21 protein-coding genes are annotated in these 18178 nt (G+C 70.1%); 10 read left to right on the top strand and 11 right to left on the bottom strand.

Annotation, left to right across the window (positions count from 1 at the left end):
- Positions 1-130: 130 nt before the first annotated feature.
- Together ACIBG4_RS23410 and dapA are read right to left on the bottom strand one after the other, a co-directional pair.
- Positions 131-1816, bottom strand: coding sequence for a ribonuclease J (locus tag ACIBG4_RS23410; protein WP_397203588.1), 1686 nt, complete (start codon positions 1814-1816; stop codon positions 131-133).
- A 53-nt stretch (positions 1817-1869) separates the two neighbouring features.
- Positions 1870-2787: a 4-hydroxy-tetrahydrodipicolinate synthase gene (gene dapA, locus ACIBG4_RS23405; protein ID WP_397203587.1), complete on the bottom strand. Its 918-nt coding sequence runs from the start codon at positions 2785-2787 to the stop codon at positions 1870-1872.
- A 549-nt stretch (positions 2788-3336) separates the two neighbouring features.
- On the opposite strand from dapA, the gene ACIBG4_RS23400 reads away from it, so the two are divergent.
- From ACIBG4_RS23400 to ACIBG4_RS23390, 3 genes are all read left to right on the top strand, one after another.
- Positions 3337-4056 (top strand): GntR family transcriptional regulator, encoded by a 720-nt coding sequence (locus ACIBG4_RS23400; protein ID WP_397203586.1) that lies wholly within the window; start codon positions 3337-3339, stop codon positions 4054-4056.
- A gap of 204 nt (positions 4057-4260) precedes the next feature.
- The gene (locus tag ACIBG4_RS23395; protein WP_397203585.1) at positions 4261-4920 is read left to right on the top strand and encodes a RadC family protein; all 660 of its coding nucleotides are present in this window, start codon (positions 4261-4263) and stop codon (positions 4918-4920) included.
- A gap of 141 nt (positions 4921-5061) precedes the next feature.
- Complete coding sequence (locus tag ACIBG4_RS23390) at positions 5062-5463, top strand: hypothetical protein (protein WP_397203584.1); 402 nt, start codon at positions 5062-5064, stop codon at positions 5461-5463.
- 1162 nt (positions 5464-6625) lie between these two features.
- Here the strand turns inward: ACIBG4_RS23390 and ACIBG4_RS23385 are convergent.
- Positions 6626-6910: a hypothetical protein gene (locus tag ACIBG4_RS23385; RefSeq protein WP_397203583.1), complete on the bottom strand. Its 285-nt coding sequence runs from the start codon at positions 6908-6910 to the stop codon at positions 6626-6628.
- A gap of 106 nt (positions 6911-7016) precedes the next feature.
- Here ACIBG4_RS23385 and ACIBG4_RS23380 point away from each other — a divergent pair, with 106 nt between their 5' ends.
- From ACIBG4_RS23380 to ACIBG4_RS23370, 3 genes are all read left to right on the top strand, one after another.
- Positions 7017-7505: a GntR family transcriptional regulator gene (locus tag ACIBG4_RS23380; RefSeq protein WP_355446811.1), complete on the top strand. Its 489-nt coding sequence runs from the start codon at positions 7017-7019 to the stop codon at positions 7503-7505.
- A gap of 38 nt (positions 7506-7543) precedes the next feature.
- Positions 7544-8077 carry a GntR family transcriptional regulator gene (locus ACIBG4_RS23375; protein ID WP_397203582.1) on the top strand — a complete coding sequence of 178 codons (534 nt, stop codon included), beginning with the start codon at positions 7544-7546 and terminating at the stop codon, positions 8075-8077.
- A 328-nt stretch (positions 8078-8405) separates the two neighbouring features.
- Entirely contained in the window at positions 8406-8852 is a 447-nt protein-coding gene (locus ACIBG4_RS23370; RefSeq protein ID WP_397203581.1) for a GNAT family N-acetyltransferase, read from the top strand.
- On the opposite strand, the gene ACIBG4_RS23365 is transcribed toward ACIBG4_RS23370, so the two are convergent.
- From ACIBG4_RS23365 to ACIBG4_RS23345, 5 genes are all read right to left on the bottom strand, one after another.
- Complete coding sequence (locus ACIBG4_RS23365; RefSeq protein ID WP_397203580.1) at positions 8849-9253, bottom strand: hypothetical protein; 405 nt, start codon at positions 9251-9253, stop codon at positions 8849-8851. The two genes, ACIBG4_RS23370 and ACIBG4_RS23365, sit on opposite strands and share 4 nt — an antisense overlap.
- A 204-nt stretch (positions 9254-9457) precedes the next feature.
- Entirely contained in the window at positions 9458-10336 is an 879-nt protein-coding gene (locus ACIBG4_RS23360; RefSeq protein WP_397203579.1) for a TIGR03620 family F420-dependent LLM class oxidoreductase, read from the bottom strand.
- A 104-nt stretch (positions 10337-10440) separates the two neighbouring features.
- Positions 10441-10773 carry an ArsR/SmtB family transcription factor gene (locus ACIBG4_RS23355; RefSeq protein WP_397203578.1) on the bottom strand — a complete coding sequence of 111 codons (333 nt, stop codon included), beginning with the start codon at positions 10771-10773 and terminating at the stop codon, positions 10441-10443.
- 75 nt (positions 10774-10848) lie between these two features.
- Complete coding sequence (locus ACIBG4_RS23350; RefSeq protein WP_310710535.1) at positions 10849-11871, bottom strand: hypothetical protein; 1023 nt, start codon at positions 11869-11871, stop codon at positions 10849-10851.
- Between the two features lie 74 nt (positions 11872-11945).
- The gene (locus ACIBG4_RS23345) at positions 11946-12869 is read right to left on the bottom strand and encodes a DMT family transporter (protein WP_310710536.1); all 924 of its coding nucleotides are present in this window, start codon (positions 12867-12869) and stop codon (positions 11946-11948) included.
- Here ACIBG4_RS23345 and ACIBG4_RS23340 point away from each other — a divergent pair.
- The gene (locus ACIBG4_RS23340) at positions 12868-14265 is read left to right on the top strand and encodes a PLP-dependent aminotransferase family protein (protein WP_397203577.1); all 1398 of its coding nucleotides are present in this window, start codon (positions 12868-12870) and stop codon (positions 14263-14265) included. The genes ACIBG4_RS23345 and ACIBG4_RS23340 overlap by 2 nt on opposite strands.
- On the opposite strand, the gene ACIBG4_RS23335 is transcribed toward ACIBG4_RS23340, so the two are convergent.
- Positions 14260-14571 carry a hypothetical protein gene (locus ACIBG4_RS23335; protein WP_397203576.1) on the bottom strand — a complete coding sequence of 104 codons (312 nt, stop codon included), beginning with the start codon at positions 14569-14571 and terminating at the stop codon, positions 14260-14262. The genes ACIBG4_RS23340 and ACIBG4_RS23335 overlap by 6 nt on opposite strands.
- A 23-nt stretch (positions 14572-14594) precedes the next feature.
- Between ACIBG4_RS23335 and ACIBG4_RS23330 the strand changes: the two genes are divergently transcribed.
- From ACIBG4_RS23330 to ACIBG4_RS23320, 3 genes are read left to right on the top strand one after another with little or no spacing between them, the layout of a single operon-like run.
- Positions 14595-15113, top strand: a complete 519-nt coding sequence (locus tag ACIBG4_RS23330) for a CGNR zinc finger domain-containing protein (RefSeq protein ID WP_310717366.1) — start codon at positions 14595-14597, stop codon at positions 15111-15113.
- 44 nt (positions 15114-15157) lie between these two features.
- The gene (locus ACIBG4_RS23325) at positions 15158-15766 is read left to right on the top strand and encodes a GNAT family N-acetyltransferase (protein WP_310717365.1); all 609 of its coding nucleotides are present in this window, start codon (positions 15158-15160) and stop codon (positions 15764-15766) included.
- Positions 15767-15777: 11 nt separating this feature from the next.
- Positions 15778-16653, top strand: coding sequence for a 1,4-dihydroxy-2-naphthoate polyprenyltransferase (locus ACIBG4_RS23320; RefSeq protein WP_310717364.1), 876 nt, complete (start codon positions 15778-15780; stop codon positions 16651-16653).
- 106 nt (positions 16654-16759) lie between these two features.
- Here ACIBG4_RS23320 and ACIBG4_RS23315 read toward each other — a convergent pair whose 3' ends face one another.
- Positions 16760-17242, bottom strand: coding sequence for a GNAT family N-acetyltransferase (locus ACIBG4_RS23315; RefSeq protein WP_397203575.1), 483 nt, complete (start codon positions 17240-17242; stop codon positions 16760-16762).
- A 155-nt stretch (positions 17243-17397) separates the two neighbouring features.
- Positions 17398-18135 carry a 4-hydroxy-tetrahydrodipicolinate reductase gene (gene dapB, locus ACIBG4_RS23310; protein ID WP_355446847.1) on the bottom strand — a complete coding sequence of 246 codons (738 nt, stop codon included), beginning with the start codon at positions 18133-18135 and terminating at the stop codon, positions 17398-17400.
- Positions 18136-18178: the final 43 nt, after the last annotated feature.

Genomic DNA, 18178 nt, shown 5'->3' with positions numbered 1-18178 from the left:
ACCTCACCACTCGACGCCCGCGCCCGGCCACGGAGGCCGAGCGGTCATGCGCCACCGGCCGGCGTGCGCGTGCGCATCCGGCGCAGCGCGAAAGCACTGCGCCGGACCGCGAGCCTCGCTGAGGCAGGCGTCAGACCTCGACCACCACAGGGATGATCATCGGGCGGCGACGGTAGGTGTCGCTCACCCAGCGGCCGACCGTACGCCGGACCACGCGCCGAATCTCCTGCATGTCGACCACCCCGTCGGCGGCCTTGGCCTCCAGGGCCTTCTCGATCTGCGGGATGAACTGGTCGAACTGCGCGGGATCGATGCCCGAGCCTCGGGCGTGGATCTCCGGCCCCGCCGTGAGCTTCCCGGAGTTCGAGTCGACCACGATCACCACCGAGATGAACCCCTCGTCGCCGAGGATCCTGCGATCCTTCAACGAGGTGTCGGTGATCTCACCGACCGAGGAGCCGTCGACGTACACGTAACCCGCGTGGACCGCGCCGACGATCTTCGCTCGGCCGTCGACCAGGTCCACCACGACGCCGTCCTCGGCGATCACGATGTGGTCCTCCGGCACCCCGGTGAGCTCCGCGAGTCTCGCGTGCGCGCGCAGATGCCGCCACTCTCCATGGACGGGCATGAAGTTGGACGGACGCGTCAGGTTGAGGACGTACAGCAGCTCGCCGGCGGCGGCGTGCCCCGAGACGTGCACTTTGGCGTTGCCCTTGTGGACGACGCGAGCCCCCCACCGGGTCAGCCCGTTGATCACCTTGTTGACCGCGGTCTCGTTGCCGGGTACCAGCGACGAGGCGAGCAGCACGGTGTCGCCCTCGGTGACCCGGATCGGGTGGTCGCGGTTGGCCATCCGCGACAGCGCGGCCATGGGCTCGCCCTGGGAGCCGGTGCAGACGAGCACCACGTCCTCCGGCGGGTACGCCTCGATGTCGCGGGAGTCGACGATCAGCTCCGGCGGCACCTTGAGGTAGCCGAGATCACGGGCCACCCCCATGTTGCGCACCATGGAGCGGCCGACGAGCGCCACCTTGCGACCGTGCCGGGCGGCCGCGTCCATGACCTGCTGGATGCGGTGCACGTGGGAGGCGAAGCTGGCGACGATGACCCGCTGCTCGGAGGTGCGGATGACCTCGTCGATGACCGGCCCGATCTCCCGCTCGCTGGTGACGAACCCCGGCACCTCGGCGTTGGTCGAGTCGGACATCAGCAGGTCGACGCCCTCGGATCCGAGCCGGGCGAACCCGCCCAGGTCGGTGAGCCGGCCGTCGCTCGGCAACTGGTCCATCCGGAAGTCGCCGGTGTGCAGGACGATGCCCGCGGGCGTCCGGATGGCGACGGCCAGGGCGTCGGGAATCGAGTGGTTGACCGCGAGGAACTCACATTCGAACGGCCCGAACCTGTGCCGCTCGCCCTCGATCACCTCGAGCTTGGTCGGCTGGATGCGGTGCTCGGTGAGCTTGGCCTCGATGAGGGCCAGGGTCAGCCTCGATCCGATGAGCGGGATGTTGCGCCGCTCGCGCAGAAGGTAGGGAACCGCCCCGATGTGATCCTCGTGGGCGTGCGTCAGCACCACGGCCTCGACGTCGTCGAGCCGGTCCCTGATGTACTCGAAGTCGGGCAGGATCAAGTCGACGCCCGGCTGGTCCGGCTCGGGGAAGAGCACCCCGCAGTCGACGATCAGCAGACGGCCCTCGTACTCGAAGACCGCCATGTTCCTGCCGATCTCACCGAGCCCGCCCAACGCGACGATGCGCAGACCACCCTCAGGCAGCGCCGGTGGGGGCCCGAGCTCCGGATGTGGATGACTCATGCTCGTGTCCCCTTGTTGAATCGTGTTCTCAAAACTTCCGGTTCCTCCCCGTTTTAGGTGTCTGTCAACTTCACTCCGCCTGCCACCAGGCAAGCGCGCAGCTCGGCGTTCTGTCTCTCCGTCTCGGCGACCAGCGGCGACCGTACGGGACCCACAGGCACGCCCACCATGGCCAGCGCGGCCTTGGCCATGATCGCGCCACCCGCGCTCATCATGATTCCTTCGACCACGGGGGCCAGCTGGCGGTGCACGGCGAGCGCCTCGGCGACGTCTCCGTCGCGGTACAGCTCGATCATGCGGGCCAGTTGCGCCCCGACCACGTGACCCACGACGCTCACGAAACCGGCCGCGCCGACCGACAGCCACGGCAGGTTGAGCACGTCGTCGCCGGAGTAGTAGGCGAGATCGGTCATCGTCATCACCTGGCTGCCGGCGAACAGGTCGCCCTTGGCGTCCTTAACGGCGACGATGCGTTCGTGCTGCGCCAGCCGGATCAGGGTCGCGGTCTGGATCGGCACGCCACTGCGTCCAGGAATGTCATAGAGCATCACCGGCAGGTCCGTCGAATCGGCCACCGTGGCGAAATGCCGGTAGAGGCCCTCCTGCGGGGGCTTGCTGTAGTACGGCGTGACCACGAGCAGGCCGTGCGCACCGGCGCGCGCCGCCGCCCTCGCCAACTCGACACTGTGCCGCGTATCGTTCGTACCCGCCCCTGCAACCACGGTAGCCCGATCCCCGACCGCTTCGAGGACCGTACTGAGGATACGCTGCTTCTCCTCGTCGGAGGTGGTGGGCGACTCGCCCGTCGTACCGCTCACGATCAGGCCGTCGTTGCGCTGCTCGTCCACCAGATAGACGGCGAGCCGCCGAACGGCCGGATAGTCGACCGCGCCGTCGGCGGTGAACGGCGTGACCATGGCGGTCAGCATGCGGCCGAAGGGCGCTTCCGTGGTTCCAGTTGGCGATGCCATAGTGCGAACGCTACCTGGATTCCCAAAACCCTTGGACGCCGCCACCCCGCTTCGCCCACCTCACAGGCCATCCAGGGCACCACTTCCCATGACATCCCGGACATCCCCGGCTCGCGCCAACGGTCACCGCCCCCGCCCAGGTCGGGGCGTGGTGGACCAGGATCGCGGCCCCTGGCATCGCCGTTCGAGAACCGGGCGCCGTCATCCGCCAGGCGGCGAGCGACGGTCGTTCGCCGACGGCCGGTGTGGGGTGGCTCTTGCATGAGCGGCCCAGGAAGGAGAGCGGGGCGGGGAAGATCGGCGGGTGCCTACGACACAGGCCCCCTACCACCCCTCATTGGAAGAGGTCGCCGATATGTGCTCGGGGGTACACACATCGACGACCTCTATCGGACAATCGCGCCGTCTTACATCGGCGTTACAAGGTTTCTCCGATAATTTTGCGCTGCCGCAAAGTTGGGGCTCCAAGGGTCGTCGATGACGGTCGGTTACCTGCCGAATACGGCAACATAGGGCAACGCCTCACCCGAACCCCCCAGGGATGAATTAGTGGCCACCTCAGATCCGGTCTACCTGCGCGTCGTAGAGGACATTCGACGGCAGATCAACGACGGCACCCTTTCCCCGGGCGCGCCCATCCCCTCACGGGCGCAGTTGACCCGGAAATACCAGGTCGGCGAGACCGCGGCTCGTCATGCACTCCGTGTGCTGGTCGCCGAGGGCCTCATCATCGGCCGCGTGGGATCGGGCCATTACGTCAGGGAGCGTCCCATTCTGTGGCCCCTGCACAGATGGCGCTTCCCGGACCACCCCACCCCGTTCGCCGCCGATCTGCAGACGCAGGGCCGGCGTGTGACGTGGGAATGGCAGAGCGACTCCGCCGAGGCCACTCCCGAGATCTCAAGACGGCTGCGGGTGCCGCTGTCGGCCAAGTTGACGAGAACCCGTTACCTGTACCGCGGCGACGGGAGACCGCTCCAGCTCGCGACCTCGTACGAGTCCGTGGAGTTCGCGGCCCATCTGGACGAGGAGCGGCGCAGCGTGGTGGCCAGGATGTACGCGCACGGCGTCAAGATCACGGAGATCCGGGAGACTGTGCACACGCGGGTGCCGCGCCCGGGCGAGGCGGATGCCCTGCAACTCGCGGCGGGCACGCACGTCCTGCACGTGGAACGTACCCACTGGGCCGGCGAGCGACCGGTCGAGACCAGCGACATCGTGCTCCCCGGCGACCGCTTCCGGGTCATGTACAGCATGCCCGTCAACTGATCCGCCCACGGAAGACGCCCCGCACAGGCCGTTCACCCAGAACGCCTCCTCCCCTGTGCAGGCGGACCACCGCGCGAGCGCACAGACCCGCCGCTCCCTCCTCTACGCGGGCCGGCTGGAGCACCTTCGCCATCCGAGGACCGGCGTGACCGAGTCAGAAGCTCGCCGCCCAAGCTTGTCGGTCCTCGTTGATACAACCATTCTGTGCGAGTCAAAGACCTGCCCTCCCGGGAGCGGCCCCGAGAGCGACTCATGACGAGCGGGCCGGCCGCGCTCGCCGACCGTGAACTGCTGGCCGTGCTGCTGGGCTCCGGCTTCTGCGGGACGAGCGCGATGGACCTGGCCTCCCAGGTGATCGAGCACTGCGGCGATCTCGACGGCCTGGCCCGTGCCGAGCCGCACCGCCTGCTGGCCGTGCCGGGCGTGGGTCCGGCGAAGGCGGCGCGGGTGGCGGCTGCCTTCCATCTCGTACGCCGAGCGCAGGCCGATCCTGAGCGGCCGAGGATCACGAGCACGTCCGACCTGGCCACGGTCGCGGCCCCGCTGCTCCAGGGGCTTTCGCGCGAGCGGCTGGTCGTGGTGGTGTGCGACCCACGAGGGGCGGTCCTGCGGCGCACGGTCCTCACGGAGGGCGGCGCCGACCACACGGCCGTGCCGGTACGGGAGATCATCGCGACGGTCCTGACCTCCGGCGGGGCCGCCTTCGCTGTGGCCCACAACCATCCCAGCGGCTCGCTCGACCCCAGCAACGACGACCTCACGGCCACGGCTCGACTGGCGGCGGCCGCGCACACGGTCGGCCTCCGCTTCCTCGACCATCTGATCATCACGGACTCGGCATGGAAACGCATCCCGGTCCCCTGACCGTGTCACGCGCCCGAACGCGGATCTACCGGCGCGGCCTTCGAAGCAAGATCGCATTACCCTATGGGTAATTGAGCTCCCTGACGCGCCGCGGCAACCTTCAAATGCTGGCCCTGTCACATCTGTTGACAAGGAGTTCTCATGAAGCGATGCGCCCTCGGCGCTCTTGCCGCCGGCACCATGCTCGCTGCCCCTGCCCATGCCGAGACGATCGGAAATGTCTGGGTGAACGGCACGGAACCCGGCTATGCCACCTACATCGTGAGCGTCGGCGCGGACAACCAGGCGGGGCGGGTGAAGCTCGACCTTTATGTCTCCCAGGGCCAGGTCATCACCGGGGTACGAAACGGCACTGCCCTGTGCCAGTTGGGTCACTTCGGGGCGACCTGCGACCTGGGGTACGGTCCCTTCCCGCAGTACTTCGAGGTGAAGGTCAAGCGCCAGGAATCCGCAGGCGGCCCTTTTCACCTGCGAGCCGCCGCCACCACCTCGGCGCCTGAGCGGGACTACTCCGACAACACCATCGTCATCGACACCTACTGAGACGTACTCTTGCCCACCACCCCATGAACCGCCCGGCCGATCTCCGCGCCGCGCCGGCTACCCAGAGCACTGCCCTGGAAGCCTCGATACCGCACCCTCAGCCCGCAGGCCGCCCAAAAGCCATGATCCCGCCGATAGCGCGGAACGCCAGTGACGGCATGAGACCGCATGCCATCCTTTCCGCGCGGGACGGCCGTGGCGGAGATTCCAGGCCGGCACCCGCCGCGACGCGGTCCCGCGACACCCGGAAAGCGCGGGACCGCGTCCCTCCTCCAAGGAAGGTGTCCCCCTCGCAGCCCCAGGGAGCGAACCAGGGCCTGCGAGAGGGACCGCCCCGGCCACCTCTTGCGGCAGCTGGGCGGCCGGGATACCCGGGGCCTTGCGGGCGTGGTGAGTGAGCGTTCACACACTCGGCAAGACCCACTTCCATCAGATGCGAGCGACACGCGTCCGATGGAGGGCTTGGTGTCGCAGGCCGCGACAGGGCCTGCGAAGAATCGGAACCAACAGATCGCTGATGGCATCCCCGCCGGCATGGAGACGTGCGGTCTCCCCGTGCGGCTACGCGATCTCGTACAAGCGGCGACATGCAGCAGACGGCTGAACAAGGCACGACTCATGACTCCGAACGCGATGATGCAGGTCGTCGCCGGCAGAGGAGCCGTAGGCGGCCGGGCGAACGCTTGGCGGATGTCGGCGCGGTTTTGGTGCACATGTGGCGCACGGTGAGCCCGGCCGGTGCCGGATCGGTGTCCCCGCGAATGATCTGCGGGCACGCCTGCGGCTTATGATCGGGCACTTGTCATCGCGAGAGTCGCGATCGGCGAGCATGGCGTCAGGCGTTCACGGAGACGGCTACCCCAGGCCCCACATCCTTGGGCGCCGGGAAGAGGGGGTGAGCCGTAGGAATCACACCTGGGTGCCTCACATGACTGACGCGACACGATCGAACCGTCGCGCCCAGGCCCGTGAGGGCTGGCAGCCCACAAGTGGCGCCCGTTGCGAGTGAGCGCATGATCTGCACGCCGACGGTCACCCAAAACATGGTCGGACCGGGCACCAGCCGGAGCCCACAAAGGCCAAGACGATACAAGGGCTACGCGACAACCCGCAGGTACCGCCCATGACTCCAGCGAAGCGTCCTCGCACACCGTCATCCAGCTCAAGCAGGTATCCCCACCCGTCGCCACACAGCATTGGCCCTGGCCGCGATCATTCGGGGTGATGCCAGCATCATTCTTCGCCTACCTCGCTTGTTGACCTTCCGGATGAACCTGAGGCCGCCGGCCTGACAGAGCTCGTACAGCACGTGCCGGCAGACCGGGGCGTAGTCACACACCCGCACCCGTTCACTCCAATCCACTTCCGGCTCCCAGTCGATATCCATTGCCGCCCCGACGAGCAACGCCACCTGACAGCTGCGGCAGAACTCCAGTTCCGAGGACATGCTCAGGATCGTACCGCATACGTCTTCATAGGTCTAGCTCGTATCTACTGGTTCGCACGTGCGTCTGCTTTGTACTTTGATGTACGGTTTGGTCTATACTCCCTGGGTGCTTGATCGTGAGGGTCCCGTGCCGATCTACAAGCAGGTCGCCGATCTGATCCGCGAGCAGATCGAACGCGGAGAACTGAAAGCGGGCGACCCCGTCCCCAGCGAGGCGAAGCTGGAGCGGGACTACGAGATCGCCCGCACCACCGCCCGGCGAGTCGCGCGCGAGCTGCGTGAGCAGGGGATGGCGTACACCATCCAGGGCGAGGGCACGTTCGTCGGACAGCCGGGTGGACCGCGGGCGGCGCGGAAGGTGCCGCTGTACCAGAAGATCGCGGAAGAGATCGCCGAGCGGATCAAGCAAGGTGAGTTCCCGCCGAACCGGGCAATCCCCGGCGAGAAGTCCATGATGAGCGAATACGGCATCGCCAAGGTCACCGCCCGGCAGGCGGTGGCTCACCTCAGAGACCTGGGCTGGGTGTTCACCGTCCCCTACCGGGGCACGTTCGTGAGCACCCGCGACAAGTGGCCGGACGAACACCAGCAGTAGTCCTCCAAGGTCACGGCAACCCTCGTACGCTGAGCCCCATGGTCGATCCCGAGGGTGACACTCATCTCTACCTTCAGATCAGCTCCATCCTCCGCACCCGGATCGTCAACGAGCTCCGGCCCGGCTCGCCGGTGCCCAGCGAGGCGGAGATCCAGCGGGATTTCGGCGTGGCCCGCACGACCGCGCGGCGCGCGATCGGTGTTCTCCGCGCCGAAGGTCTCGTTCACACGGTCCAGGGCGAGGGCACGTTCGTGGGCCCCCGAAGAGACACGTCCCGCGATGCTCAGAAGATGCCGCTCTATCAGCAGATAGCGCAGGAGCTCCGCGATCGCATCATGGCCGGTGAGCTGCCACCGAGGCGACCCATTCCGGCGGAGAGCGTGCTGGTGGGACAGTACAGCGTCGCGCGGGAGACCGTGCGACGCGCGATGGCGCTGCTTCGTGCGCAAGGGTGGATCTACACGGTCCCGCAGCGTGGGAGCTACGTCTGCCCCAAGGACTCGTGGCCCGTCACGGCGGACGGGGGCGATGCCGAGTCGAAGGAGTCGCCCATGCACCCGACACCGACCTGAGGGTGCGAGGCGGACATGGGAGGGCCACATGGCCTCCTCTCGCGGTCCCGCACGCCTTCTTTCAAGCGGTGGGCCGCCGACCGAGAGGTCGTCGCCGACGCCCACGCCGCCGACGTGCGCGCCTTGTCTGAGGGCCCTTGAGGCGGGGGCCGGCCTAGTGGACTTCCGCCTCCTCGCCAACGGCTACACCGGCGGACATGCGGCGGTCGGCTACGACGGCGCAGAGTGACTCGATCAGGGCATGAGGTTCGTCAGGGGTTTCGGGACGGATTGCTCCGTGCGGTTCTCGCCTCGAGCAAGTGGTACGGGGTGTGCGAGGATGACCGGCGTGATCGACATAGGCCCGCTGCGTGCTGAGGATCGTGCCGCCTGGGAAGTGCTGGCGCGTGGGTACAAGTCGTTCTACCGCACCGACGTCCCCGACGAGGGGTACGAGGAGACCTGGCGGCGGCTGATGGACGGCCGGGAGGTGCACGGGGTCGGGGCGTGGCTGGACGGGCAGTTGGTCGGCATCGCGCACTACCTGTTCCACGTGACCTTCTGGTCCGCCGAGTCCTGCTATCTGCAGGACCTGTTCGTCGGCGAGGCGGCGCGTGGGCAGGGGGCGGCTCGGGGGCTGATCGAGTGGGTGGCCGAGGAGTCGCGCAGGCGGGGCGCCGCTCGGCTGTACTGGACGACCAAGCAGGACAACGCCTCCGCCCGCGCCCTGTATGACAAGGTGGCGCGGTTCAACGGGTTCGTCCGGTACGACTACCCCCTGGACCGGATCTCCTAGGCTCCGTCCCGCGACCCTGTGCCGGGGTCACGCGACATGCGCTGGGGCAGCCATCGCAGAGCCGCGTCGGCGCAGTTCTCGGGGCTGCTGTTGAAGGCGATGGCCGCGTCGGGCGCGTGCCGGCGGACCAAATTGACCACCTTCTCGAAGAGTTCGAGCAACGGCTCGTGCGTGCGGATGCCGCCACCGATCACCACGCAGGCGTAGTCCTCGCGGGTCAGCGCCTCCTCGATCGCACCTTCTGGGTTCTCCTCCAGTGCCACCAGGCACCAGTCGGCCTCGACGCCGTAGTCGTCGAAACGGGCCCGACCGCGTGCTATCGCCGCCTGGACAGGCTCGGGGTCCCAGCCTTGGATCTTGGCGGGATCGAGGCCGAGCACCAGCACTCGTGCCGCTGTCACGCGTCCTCCTCGCAGAACGGTTCCACGCCGGCGCGATGGTCGAAGGGGGTTACTGGGTCCATCGACATAGCCGATCTCCTCCGGAGGCCGCACGTTGTCCCGATCCTGCCACGCGCGTCTCGCCACCGGGGCAGCATCGACGTCGCCTCCATCCGCATCCGGCTCCGCCGCCCCGCCACCTGATCACGGACACGCCTTGGCGCCCTACGGCAGGAGGGCGTCGCCGAGCAACCGCCAGTGCGGCATCGCGGTCCGGCCCGGCTCGACGCCGATCACCTGGACGCCGACGTGGTCCGCGCCGGCCTCAAGGTGGCCGTGGAGCTTTTCGACGACGGCGTCCAGGTCGCCCCAGAACACCAGGTCGTCGACGAGGCGGTCGCTGCCGCCGTTGACGATCTCCTCCTCCGTGTAGCCCAGCCGGCGGAACTTCGCGATGTTGTACGGGCTGGTCAGGTAGGGGTGCAGGTGCTCCCGCGCGACGGCGCGGGCCTTGGCCGGATCGGACTCCAGCAGCACCGGGTGCTCGACGCCCAGGAACGCGTCCGGCCCGAGGATCTCCCGCGACTGCGCGGTGTGGGCCACGTTGACGTGGTAGGCGTGGGCGCCGGCGGTGCGGTCGCGGGCGAGTTCGAGCATCTTCGGCCCGTACGCGGCCAGGATGCGGCGCATCGGGGCCGCCGGCCTGGGGTTGGGCGTGTCGGCCGCGTCCATCGCGTCGAGGTACTCGGCCATGGCCGCCAGGGGCTTGACCCCCGGTCGCGCGAGGCCGCCGAATCCCAGGCCGAGCACGTGCCGGTCAGGGTAGGCGTCGGCCAGGAGGAGGGCGGCGCCCTGCGTCCATCGGGCATCGCGCGACCAGATCTGCGCGATGCCGTTGACGACGTGCATCCGCTGGGTGCAGGAGAGCAGGTAGCCGGCGTGGGTGAGCGCCTCGCGCCCCATCAGCTCGGGGATCCAGAACGTCCGCCATCCCCGCTCCTCCAGCTCCTGGATCTCGTCGCGCATCCGCGCGGCGGGCTGACCCTCGAAGTCGAAGGTCCAGACGCCGTACGTCCCCAGTTCCAGGCCATCCAGGCTGCCCATCGAACGCCTCCTTGTCCACGTGCCATATTTGCCAACATATCGGACTATCGCAGAATCTCGATATGACAGGCAACCCGGGCGGCGACAGAAAGGTCCGCGAACCCCTAGAGGGTCTCTCCGAGGACGGTGACGAGCTGGGCGATGCGCTGCTCGTCGCGCTTGTAGTGGGTCCACTTGCCCACGCGGGTGGACCGCACCAGGCCGGCCCGCTCCAGTTCGGCCATGTACGCCGACACCGTCGACTGGGCCAGCCCCGCCTTGGCCTGGATGTGGCTCACGCACACCCCGACCTCGGCTTGGTCGGCGATCGCCTGCTCGGGCGGGAAGTGGCGCTCCGGCTCGCGCAGCCACGACAGCAGTTGCAGGCGCATCGGGTTCGACAGCGCCCGCAACGCGCGGACCACGTCGGGATCCGGTGAAACCGCAGCCTCCGCCATAGGCCCAGGATATAGGGCACTACGAACGTTTCGAACGATTCCGATATGAAGGGACATGAGGGGCAGCCCGCCCCCTCAGAACACCGGGATGATGTCCTCCGGGTCGATGAAGTCCACCGGCACGCCTTCGAGGTCGAGCTCCGGGATGGCGGGGAAGTCGATCCCCCAGCGCTCGACGATGGCGCGGACGCGGGCCATGGCCACCCGCCAGTTCTCCGCCTGATCCTCGTACGACAGCACCCCGAGCCCCGCGTCGCGGGCGTGGTCCATGAGGACGCGGTGGTTGGCCAGGAAGTACGGCGGCAGCTCCCAGAAGCCACCGGGCGGCTCCCAGAGGATCATGGACAGGAACACGAACCCGGCCCGGAGCTGGCGGGTGATGAGGACGCGGGTGTCGTCGGTGAGGCCCGGCCACTCGTTCTCCAGGATGGTCATGCAGATCTGGAGGTGCCGCGACTCGTCGCGGCCGATGCGGTGGAACATCTCCCCGAACACCGGGTGCGTGGTGCCCGACGCCATCCCCCTGAACAGGGTGGACGCGGCCATCTCCCCCATCATGAAGCTGGTGAACAGCACGGGCAGGCTGTACTTGCCGACGGCGGTGTTGTAGCCGTTCCAGTAGCGGCCGCCGTTGTGGTACAGCCAGCCGATGTTGTTGTGCGCCGCCCGCTCCAGGTCGTCGGACGGCGTCCAGTCGAGGGGGCCGCCGGGCCAGAGCTTGGCGATCGCGCGCTGGCAGCACTCCTCGTGGTTCATCTCGTCGCGGGTGATGGAGAAGAAGCACTTGCGGACCGGGTCCTCCTCGTGCTTCTCGAACGCCTGGATGGTGGCCCGGGCGAAGACCGCCGGCCCCGAGGCGTCGAAGTTCGCCAGCACGGCGAACCAGTACATGATGCCGAGCCGCTGCTCGCGGGTGAAGTCGGCCGGGTCGAGGCCGTCCCAGGGCAGGTCGGCGGGGTTCCAGACCGTGCGCTTGGACTTCTCGTAGATGGCCGCGAGCTTGGCCGTCTCGACCCGCCACTCCATCGGGTAAATGTTCGGCTGCGGGATCTCCGGGGCCGGCCAGAAGCCGCCCTCCGGGATCGTGAGGTCCGCCATGTGACACCTCCATCCCCCATCCTGCGCGGAGCCGTCATGCCTGGCAAGCGTCTGAGCCGCATGACGCGGCGGGTTCACGTACGGGTGCGCTGGGTGATCGCCACACAGGCCAGCACGGCCAGCGCCCCCGCCACCGTCACCGCCCCGAACCGCTCCCCCAGCAGGAACCACGCCCACACCAGCGTGAGCACCGGCTGCGCGAGCTGCGTCTGGCCCGCGCGGGCGATCCCGCCCCTGGCCAGGCCGGCGTACCAGGGGATGAAGCCGACGAACATCGACACCACCGCCACGTACGCGAAGCCGGCGAGCGCCTCGGCCGACGGATGGACCGGCGTCGTCACGGCCAGCACGGCGGTCACGGGCGCGGTGAACGGGAGGGACACGACGAGCGCGTACGAGATGACCTGCCAGCCGGGCGTGTCACGGGCGAGCCGGCCGCCCTCGGTGTAGCCGACGGCCGCCGACAGGAGCGCGCCGACGAGCAGCAGGTCGGCCCACGTGCCCGTCACGCCGGAGCGGGTGAGCGTGAACGCGGTGATCGCGAGGGCGCCGGCCGCGCAGGCGACCCAGAACAGCGGCCGGGGGCGCTCGCCGGCGCGCAGCACGGCGCAGGCGGCGGTGGCGGCGGGGAGGAGGCCGATCACGACGGCCGAGTGGGCGGTCGTCGCCCCGAGATGCAGCGCCAGGCCGCTGAAGACCGGGAACCCGAACACGACGCCGAGCGAGATCAGCGCGTACGAGCCCCACTGGCGCCGGGGCGGCAGGAGCGGGAGCCGGGCGGCCCGGAGGCAGGCGAGCGCGATGACGGCGGCCACGACGGCCCGGCCGACGGCGACGAGCCACGGGTCGAAGCCCCGCATCGCGAACACGGTGGCCGGCATCGAGCCCGAGAAGGCCAGCACGCCGAGGAAGGCGAGCCCCGTCCCGCCCTGCCTCGTGACCTGGGGCGGGCGGACCGCTATCTCGTCCGCGACGATAGCGCTATTCTGCTCTTTCATGGACAACGATAGCAGTATCGCCCAGATCGCCGCGATACTGCGCGAGGAGGCCGACCGGCTCCGGCCCGGCGACCGCCTGCCGTCCAGCCGGGAGATCATGCGGCGCCACAACGTCAGCCCGGTGACCGTCTCCAGGGCCCTCGGCCGGCTCGCCGCCGAGGGTGTGGTGGTCACGCGGCCGGGCAGCGGCGCGTTCGTGGCGCACCGCACCGAGCGGCCCGCCGCCGCTCCGGACCTGTCATGGCAGACGGTCGCGCTGGGCGATCGGGTGGTGGACGAGTCGGCCGTGGTGGCCCTGCTGAGCGGGCCGCCCGAGGGCGTGGTGCCGCTGACCGGCGGCTACCCGCACCCGGGGCTGCGGCCGGACCGGCAGCTCGCGGCCGCGGCGGCGCGGGCGGTCCGCCGGCCGGACGCCTGGGCGATGCCGCCGCTGAACGGGCTGGCCGAGCTGCGCCGCTGGTTCGCGGCCGAGGCGGGCGGCGACGTGACGGCCGCCGACGCGCTGATCGTGAGCGGTGGCCAGGCGGCCCTGACGCACGCCTTCCGGGCCCTCGCCGCCCCCGGCACGCCGGTGCTGGTGGAGACGCCGACCTACCCGGGCGCCCTGGCGGCGGCCAGGGCCGCGGGGCTGCGGCCCACGGCCGTGCCGATGGACCGCGACGGCGTACGGCCCGACCTGCTGGCCGAGGCGTTCGCCGTGACGGGAGCGCGCGTGTTCTTCACCCAGCCGACGCTGCACAACCCCACGGGCGTCACGTCACCGCGCGAGCGCCGCGAGCAGGTGCTGCGGGTGGCACGGGCGGCGGGCGCGTTCGTGGTCGAGGACGACTTCGCCCGCTACCTGACCGACCAGGCGCCGCCGCCGATGGTCTCCATGGACGAGCACGGCGTCGTCGTCCACATCGCCTCGCTCACCAAGGCGCTGTCGCCGAGCATGCGGGTGGCGGCCGTGATCGCGCGCGGGCCGGCGGCGCACCGGCTGCGGGCGAGCCAGCTCGTGGAGTCGTTCTTCGTGGCGCGGCCGTTGCAGGAGACGGCGGTGGAGTTCCTCGGCTCGGCGGCGTGGGGGCGGCACCTGTCGGCGCTGCACGCCGAGATCGCGACCCGCCGCGACGCGATGGCGGCCGAGCTGGCCCGGCGCATGCCGGAGGCGGAGCCGCACCTGCTGCCGAGGGGCGGCATGCACCTGTGGCTGCGGCTGCCGCCCGAGGTGGACGAGACAGCCCTGGTCGAGGCGGCCAAGCGCAACGGCGTGCTGGTGAGCCCGGGCCGGATGTACTACCCGTCGGAGCCGCCGGGGCCGCGCGTGCGGGTCACGCACATCGCGGCGACGCACCTGGCCGAGCTGGCGGAGGGGGTGCGGCGGCTGGCCGACGCGCTCCACCGCGTGTCATGAGTGCGGGCCGGCGAAGACCTCGTAGTGCTCGACCATCAGCTCCCGGTCCACCAGGTAGGCGTCGTCCTCCGGGTAGAAGACCGCGGTCTCCGGCGCGTCGCCGGCGAACGCCCTGACCGCCTCCCACGACTCCCACAGCGAGATCAGGAAGAACTCGGTGCGGTCGCCGTCGTCACGCCGGGTGAAGTAGGCCCCCCGGTTGCCCGGAGTCGAGGCGTAGCCGGGGAACCCGGTGCGCATCAGGTAGTCCTCGTAGGCCGAGGCGTCCTGGGCCCTGGTCCATCCCCGCCAGGTGCGAACGATCATAGGGATCACCGTACAGTGGTGGCATGCCGGCACCCGCGGAGCTCGTGCGCGACTTCGTGAACACGTTGGACGTGGAGTCCGGGGCGGACGAGCTGGCCTCCCCGGCGGAGCTGGCGTTGTGGCTGCGCGAGCGCGGCCTGGCCGGCCCGCTCGACCGGGCCGCGGACGACGACCTGACCACCGCGCTGGCACTGCGCGAGGGGCTGCGCGCCGCGCTCCGCCGGCAGGACGGCGGAAGCGGCGGGTTACCCCTCCTGCCGCTCCGGCTGGCGATCGACCCGAGGCCCCGGCTGGTGGCGGTCGAGAGCGGGATCCCGGGGGCGCTAGCCGTGATCGCCGCCGCGGTCACCGACGCCTCCTGGGACCGGCTCAAGGTGTGCGCGGAGATCACCTGCGAGTGGGCGTTCATCGACTTCTCGAAAAATCGATCTCGCTCGTGGTGCTCCATGCGGGTCTGCGGCAACCGCACCAAAACGCGCGCCTACCGGGCGAGGAAGCAGGGTTCGCGTCGTCTCCAAGCCTCAAACACCGATACGGTGTAACTCGTGCCTTGTGGCACGAACGGCAGGCGAAGGAGCGGGCCGAGATGGCAGACGTAGGCGTCCGGGCGGCCCGGCGCGAGGATGTGCTCCAGGTGGCGAATGTTCAGATCCGCGCCTGGCGCTACGGCTATCGGGATTTCCTGCCCGAGGGCCCTTTGGAGCAGATGACCGGCCCGGCGGCCGAGAAGATGTGGCTGCGCCAGTGGGACGAGGCGATCGTCGCCCCGCCCACGTCGAGGCACCGGGTGCTGGTCGCGGTGGAGACCATCCTGGACACCGAGGGGTTCCCCGCGCTCGGCGTGGGAGGCAGCGGCGTCCCCGCCACCCCGCGAGGCGGTGAGCGCGTGGTGGGCCTGGCCTCGCACGCGCCGGCCGAGGACCCCGACCTCGACCCCACCGAGGTGGCCGAGATGCTGACGCTGCTGGTGGACCCGGACTTCGTCCGGCGCGGCCACGGCAGCCGCCTGCTCAACGCGACGGTCGACCACCTGCGCCAGGACGGTTACCGGCAGATCGCCACGTGGGTGTTCGCCGACAACTACGCGGTGCTGGGCTTCCTGGAGTCGGCCGGATGGGGCGAGGACATGGCCGAGCGCGTGCTCGACATGGGTCGCTCGATCCGCATGGTCAGGCTCACCACCGACATCAGCTAAGGATTTCCGAGATGGCAACCCCCGGCCAGTGGATCGCCGGCGCGCGTCCCCGCACCCTGCCCAACGCCGTCGTGCCCGTCGTGGTCGGCACCGGCGTGGCGATCGGCGAGGGACAGCCGATCTGGTGGCGCGCGGTCGTCGCGCTGCTCGTGGCGCTGCTGCTGCAGATCGGCGTCAACTACGCCAACGACTACAGCGACGGCGTGCGCGGCACGGACGACGAGCGAGTGGGCCCCATGCGGCTCGTCGGCTCGCGGGCCGCGACGCCGCCGCAGGTGCTGGCCGCCGCGCTCGGCTGCTTCGCCGCGGCGGCGGTGCTCGGGCTGACCCTCGTGATCGCCACCCGGGCGTGGTGGATCCTGCTCGTGGGCGCCGCGTCGATCGCCGCCGCCTGGTTCTACACGGGCGGCAAGAACCCGTACGGCTACCGGGCGCTGGGCGAGGCGGCCGTGTTCGTCTTCTTCGGCCTGGTGCCGGTGATGGGCACGGCGTACGTGCAGACCGAGCAGCTCTCGTGGGCGGCGCTGCTGGCCTCGATCCCGGTGGGGCTGCTGTCGTGCTCGATGCTCGTGGTCAACAACCTGCGGGACGTGACGACCGACGGGCCGGCCGGCAAGCGGACGCTCGCGGTGGTCCTGGGCGCCGAGCGCACGCGCACGCTGTACGCCGTGTGCCTGATCGCGCCGTTCGTGGTGGCGGTCGCGATGCTCCCGTGGGCGCCGCTGGCCCCGCTCGCGGTGCTGGCGGCGCCGCTGGCGGTCATGCCGGTCAAGACGGTGCTGCACGGCGCGGTCGGGCCGGCGCTGATCGGCGTGCTGCAGGCGACGGGCAAGCTGCAGATGGCGTACGGCCTGCTGTTCGCGATCGGCCTGGCCGTCAGCCTCTGACCCGCTCGCCGAAGGCGAGCGGCGCGGGCAGGCCGAAGGCGGCTGTCATCCGTCGTCAGCGGACCGCCGCGCTCATGACGACGCCGCGCTCATGACGACGCCGCGCTCATGACGACGCCGCGCTCATGACAACACGGGGCGCCACCTCGATGCCCAGCTCGCGCTCGTGCTCCACCAGCGCCCGCAGCTCCGGCCCCCACGCCTCCTCCGGCAGCACGCCGAAGCCGTGCCGTTCGTACCAGGGGGCGTTCCACGGCACGTCCCGGAACGTCGTCAGCGTCACCGAGGGAGCGCCGCACGCCAGCGCGTGGTCGCGCACCGCCGCGACCAGCCGCCCGCCGATCCCCTGCCGCATCCGCTCGGGACGCACGGCGAGCTGTTCCAGGTGGAGGTTGCCGTCCACCCGTCCCACCAGGGCGAAGCCCACCGGCGGGGACCCCTCGACCAGGACCGACGAGGGGTCCCGGACCTCCTCTACCAGCGTCGTCCCCCCCGGGAACGTGATCCCGACCTGCTCGAACAACGCGTCGGCGGCCAGCTCTATCTCCACCAGGCCGGGCAGTTCCCCGGCGTCGGCCCATCGCACCATGGCGACACGGTCTCATGTTCGGGCGGGACGGCGCCTCTGTAATAGTGTGCAGAGCGTGTGGCTCGGCGGTGCGGCGCCGAGGCTCCTTCGGCACCCGTGCCCACTCGCCTGCTCGCAGGCGGTGGGCACGCCGTGTCTCTCCGGGGCTCCGAGTCTCAGAGGTCCAGCAGGGGCTCCAGGCCCACGGTGAGGCCGGGCAGCTCCCGCACCCTGCGCACGCCGAGCAGCACGCCCGGGGTGAACGCGGCCCGGCTCATGGTGTCGTGCCGGATGGTGAGGATCTCGCCGCCGCCGCCGAGCAGCACCTCCTGGTGCGCGATCAGCCCCGCCAGCCGGACGGCGTGCACGTGGACGCCGCCCACGTCGGCTCCGCGCGCGCCGTCGAGCTCGGTGCTGGTGGCGTCGGGCATGGCGCCCAGTCCGGCCTTGGCCCGCGACTCGGCCACCAGCTCCGCGGTACGGCGGGCGGTGCCGGAGGGGGCGTCGGCCTTGTTCGGGTGGTGCAGCTCGACGATCTCGACCGACTCGAAGTGGCGGGCCGCCTGCTGCGCGAAGTGCATCATCAGCACGGCCGCGATCCCGAAGTTGGGCGCGATCAGGGCGTTGGTGCCCGGTGAGGCCGCCAGCCAGCCGCGTACGGTGTCGAGCCGCGCGGCGTCGAACCCGGTGGTGCCGACCACCGGGTGGATCCCGTGCCCGATCGCCCACTCCAGGTTGCCCATGACGACGTCGGGATGGGTGAAGTCGACCACCACCTCGGCGCCTTGCAGGCCCTCGACGGCGTCGTCCTTGTCGAGCGCGGCCACCAGCTCCATGTCGGAGGCCGCCTCGACCGCCTTGCACACCTCGACGCCGACACGACCGCGGGCGCCGAGCACACCTACCTTGATCACACGGTCAACCCTATACGGCCGGTCCGCGCGGGCCACAGGAGGA

The sequence above is a fragment of the Nonomuraea sp. NPDC050383 genome (genome assembly GCF_044459125.1).
Taxonomy (GTDB): Bacteria; Actinomycetota; Actinomycetes; order Streptosporangiales; family Streptosporangiaceae; genus Nonomuraea.
Note: the sequence above shows the minus strand (reverse complement) of the source record. Positions and strands in the feature narration are given on the sequence as shown.

Coding starts and splice junctions, on each gene's coding strand:
- ACIBG4_RS23410 (WP_397203588.1), bottom strand. CDS start 1,816: ATGAGTCATCCACATCCGGAGCTCGGGCCCCCACCGGCGCTGCCTGAG.
- dapA (WP_397203587.1), bottom strand. CDS start 2,787: ATGGCATCGCCAACTGGAACCACGGAAGCGCCCTTCGGCCGCATGCTG.
- ACIBG4_RS23390 (WP_397203584.1), top strand. CDS start 5,062: ATGAAGCGATGCGCCCTCGGCGCTCTTGCCGCCGGCACCATGCTCGCT.
- ACIBG4_RS23385 (WP_397203583.1), bottom strand. CDS start 6,910: ATGTCCTCGGAACTGGAGTTCTGCCGCAGCTGTCAGGTGGCGTTGCTC.
- ACIBG4_RS23375 (WP_397203582.1), top strand. CDS start 7,544: ATGGTCGATCCCGAGGGTGACACTCATCTCTACCTTCAGATCAGCTCC.
- ACIBG4_RS23360 (WP_397203579.1), bottom strand. CDS start 10,336: ATGGGCAGCCTGGATGGCCTGGAACTGGGGACGTACGGCGTCTGGACC.
- ACIBG4_RS23355 (WP_397203578.1), bottom strand. CDS start 10,773: ATGGCGGAGGCTGCGGTTTCACCGGATCCCGACGTGGTCCGCGCGTTG.
- ACIBG4_RS23350 (WP_310710535.1), bottom strand. CDS start 11,871: ATGGCGGACCTCACGATCCCGGAGGGCGGCTTCTGGCCGGCCCCGGAG.
- ACIBG4_RS23340 (WP_397203577.1), top strand. CDS start 12,868: ATGGACAACGATAGCAGTATCGCCCAGATCGCCGCGATACTGCGCGAG.
- ACIBG4_RS23345 (WP_310710536.1), bottom strand. CDS start 12,869: ATGAAAGAGCAGAATAGCGCTATCGTCGCGGACGAGATAGCGGTCCGC.
- ACIBG4_RS23335 (WP_397203576.1), bottom strand. CDS start 14,571: ATGATCGTTCGCACCTGGCGGGGATGGACCAGGGCCCAGGACGCCTCG.
- ACIBG4_RS23330 (WP_310717366.1), top strand. CDS start 14,595: ATGCCGGCACCCGCGGAGCTCGTGCGCGACTTCGTGAACACGTTGGAC.
- ACIBG4_RS23325 (WP_310717365.1), top strand. CDS start 15,158: ATGGCAGACGTAGGCGTCCGGGCGGCCCGGCGCGAGGATGTGCTCCAG.
- ACIBG4_RS23320 (WP_310717364.1), top strand. CDS start 15,778: ATGGCAACCCCCGGCCAGTGGATCGCCGGCGCGCGTCCCCGCACCCTG.
- ACIBG4_RS23315 (WP_397203575.1), bottom strand. CDS start 17,242: ATGGTGCGATGGGCCGACGCCGGGGAACTGCCCGGCCTGGTGGAGATA.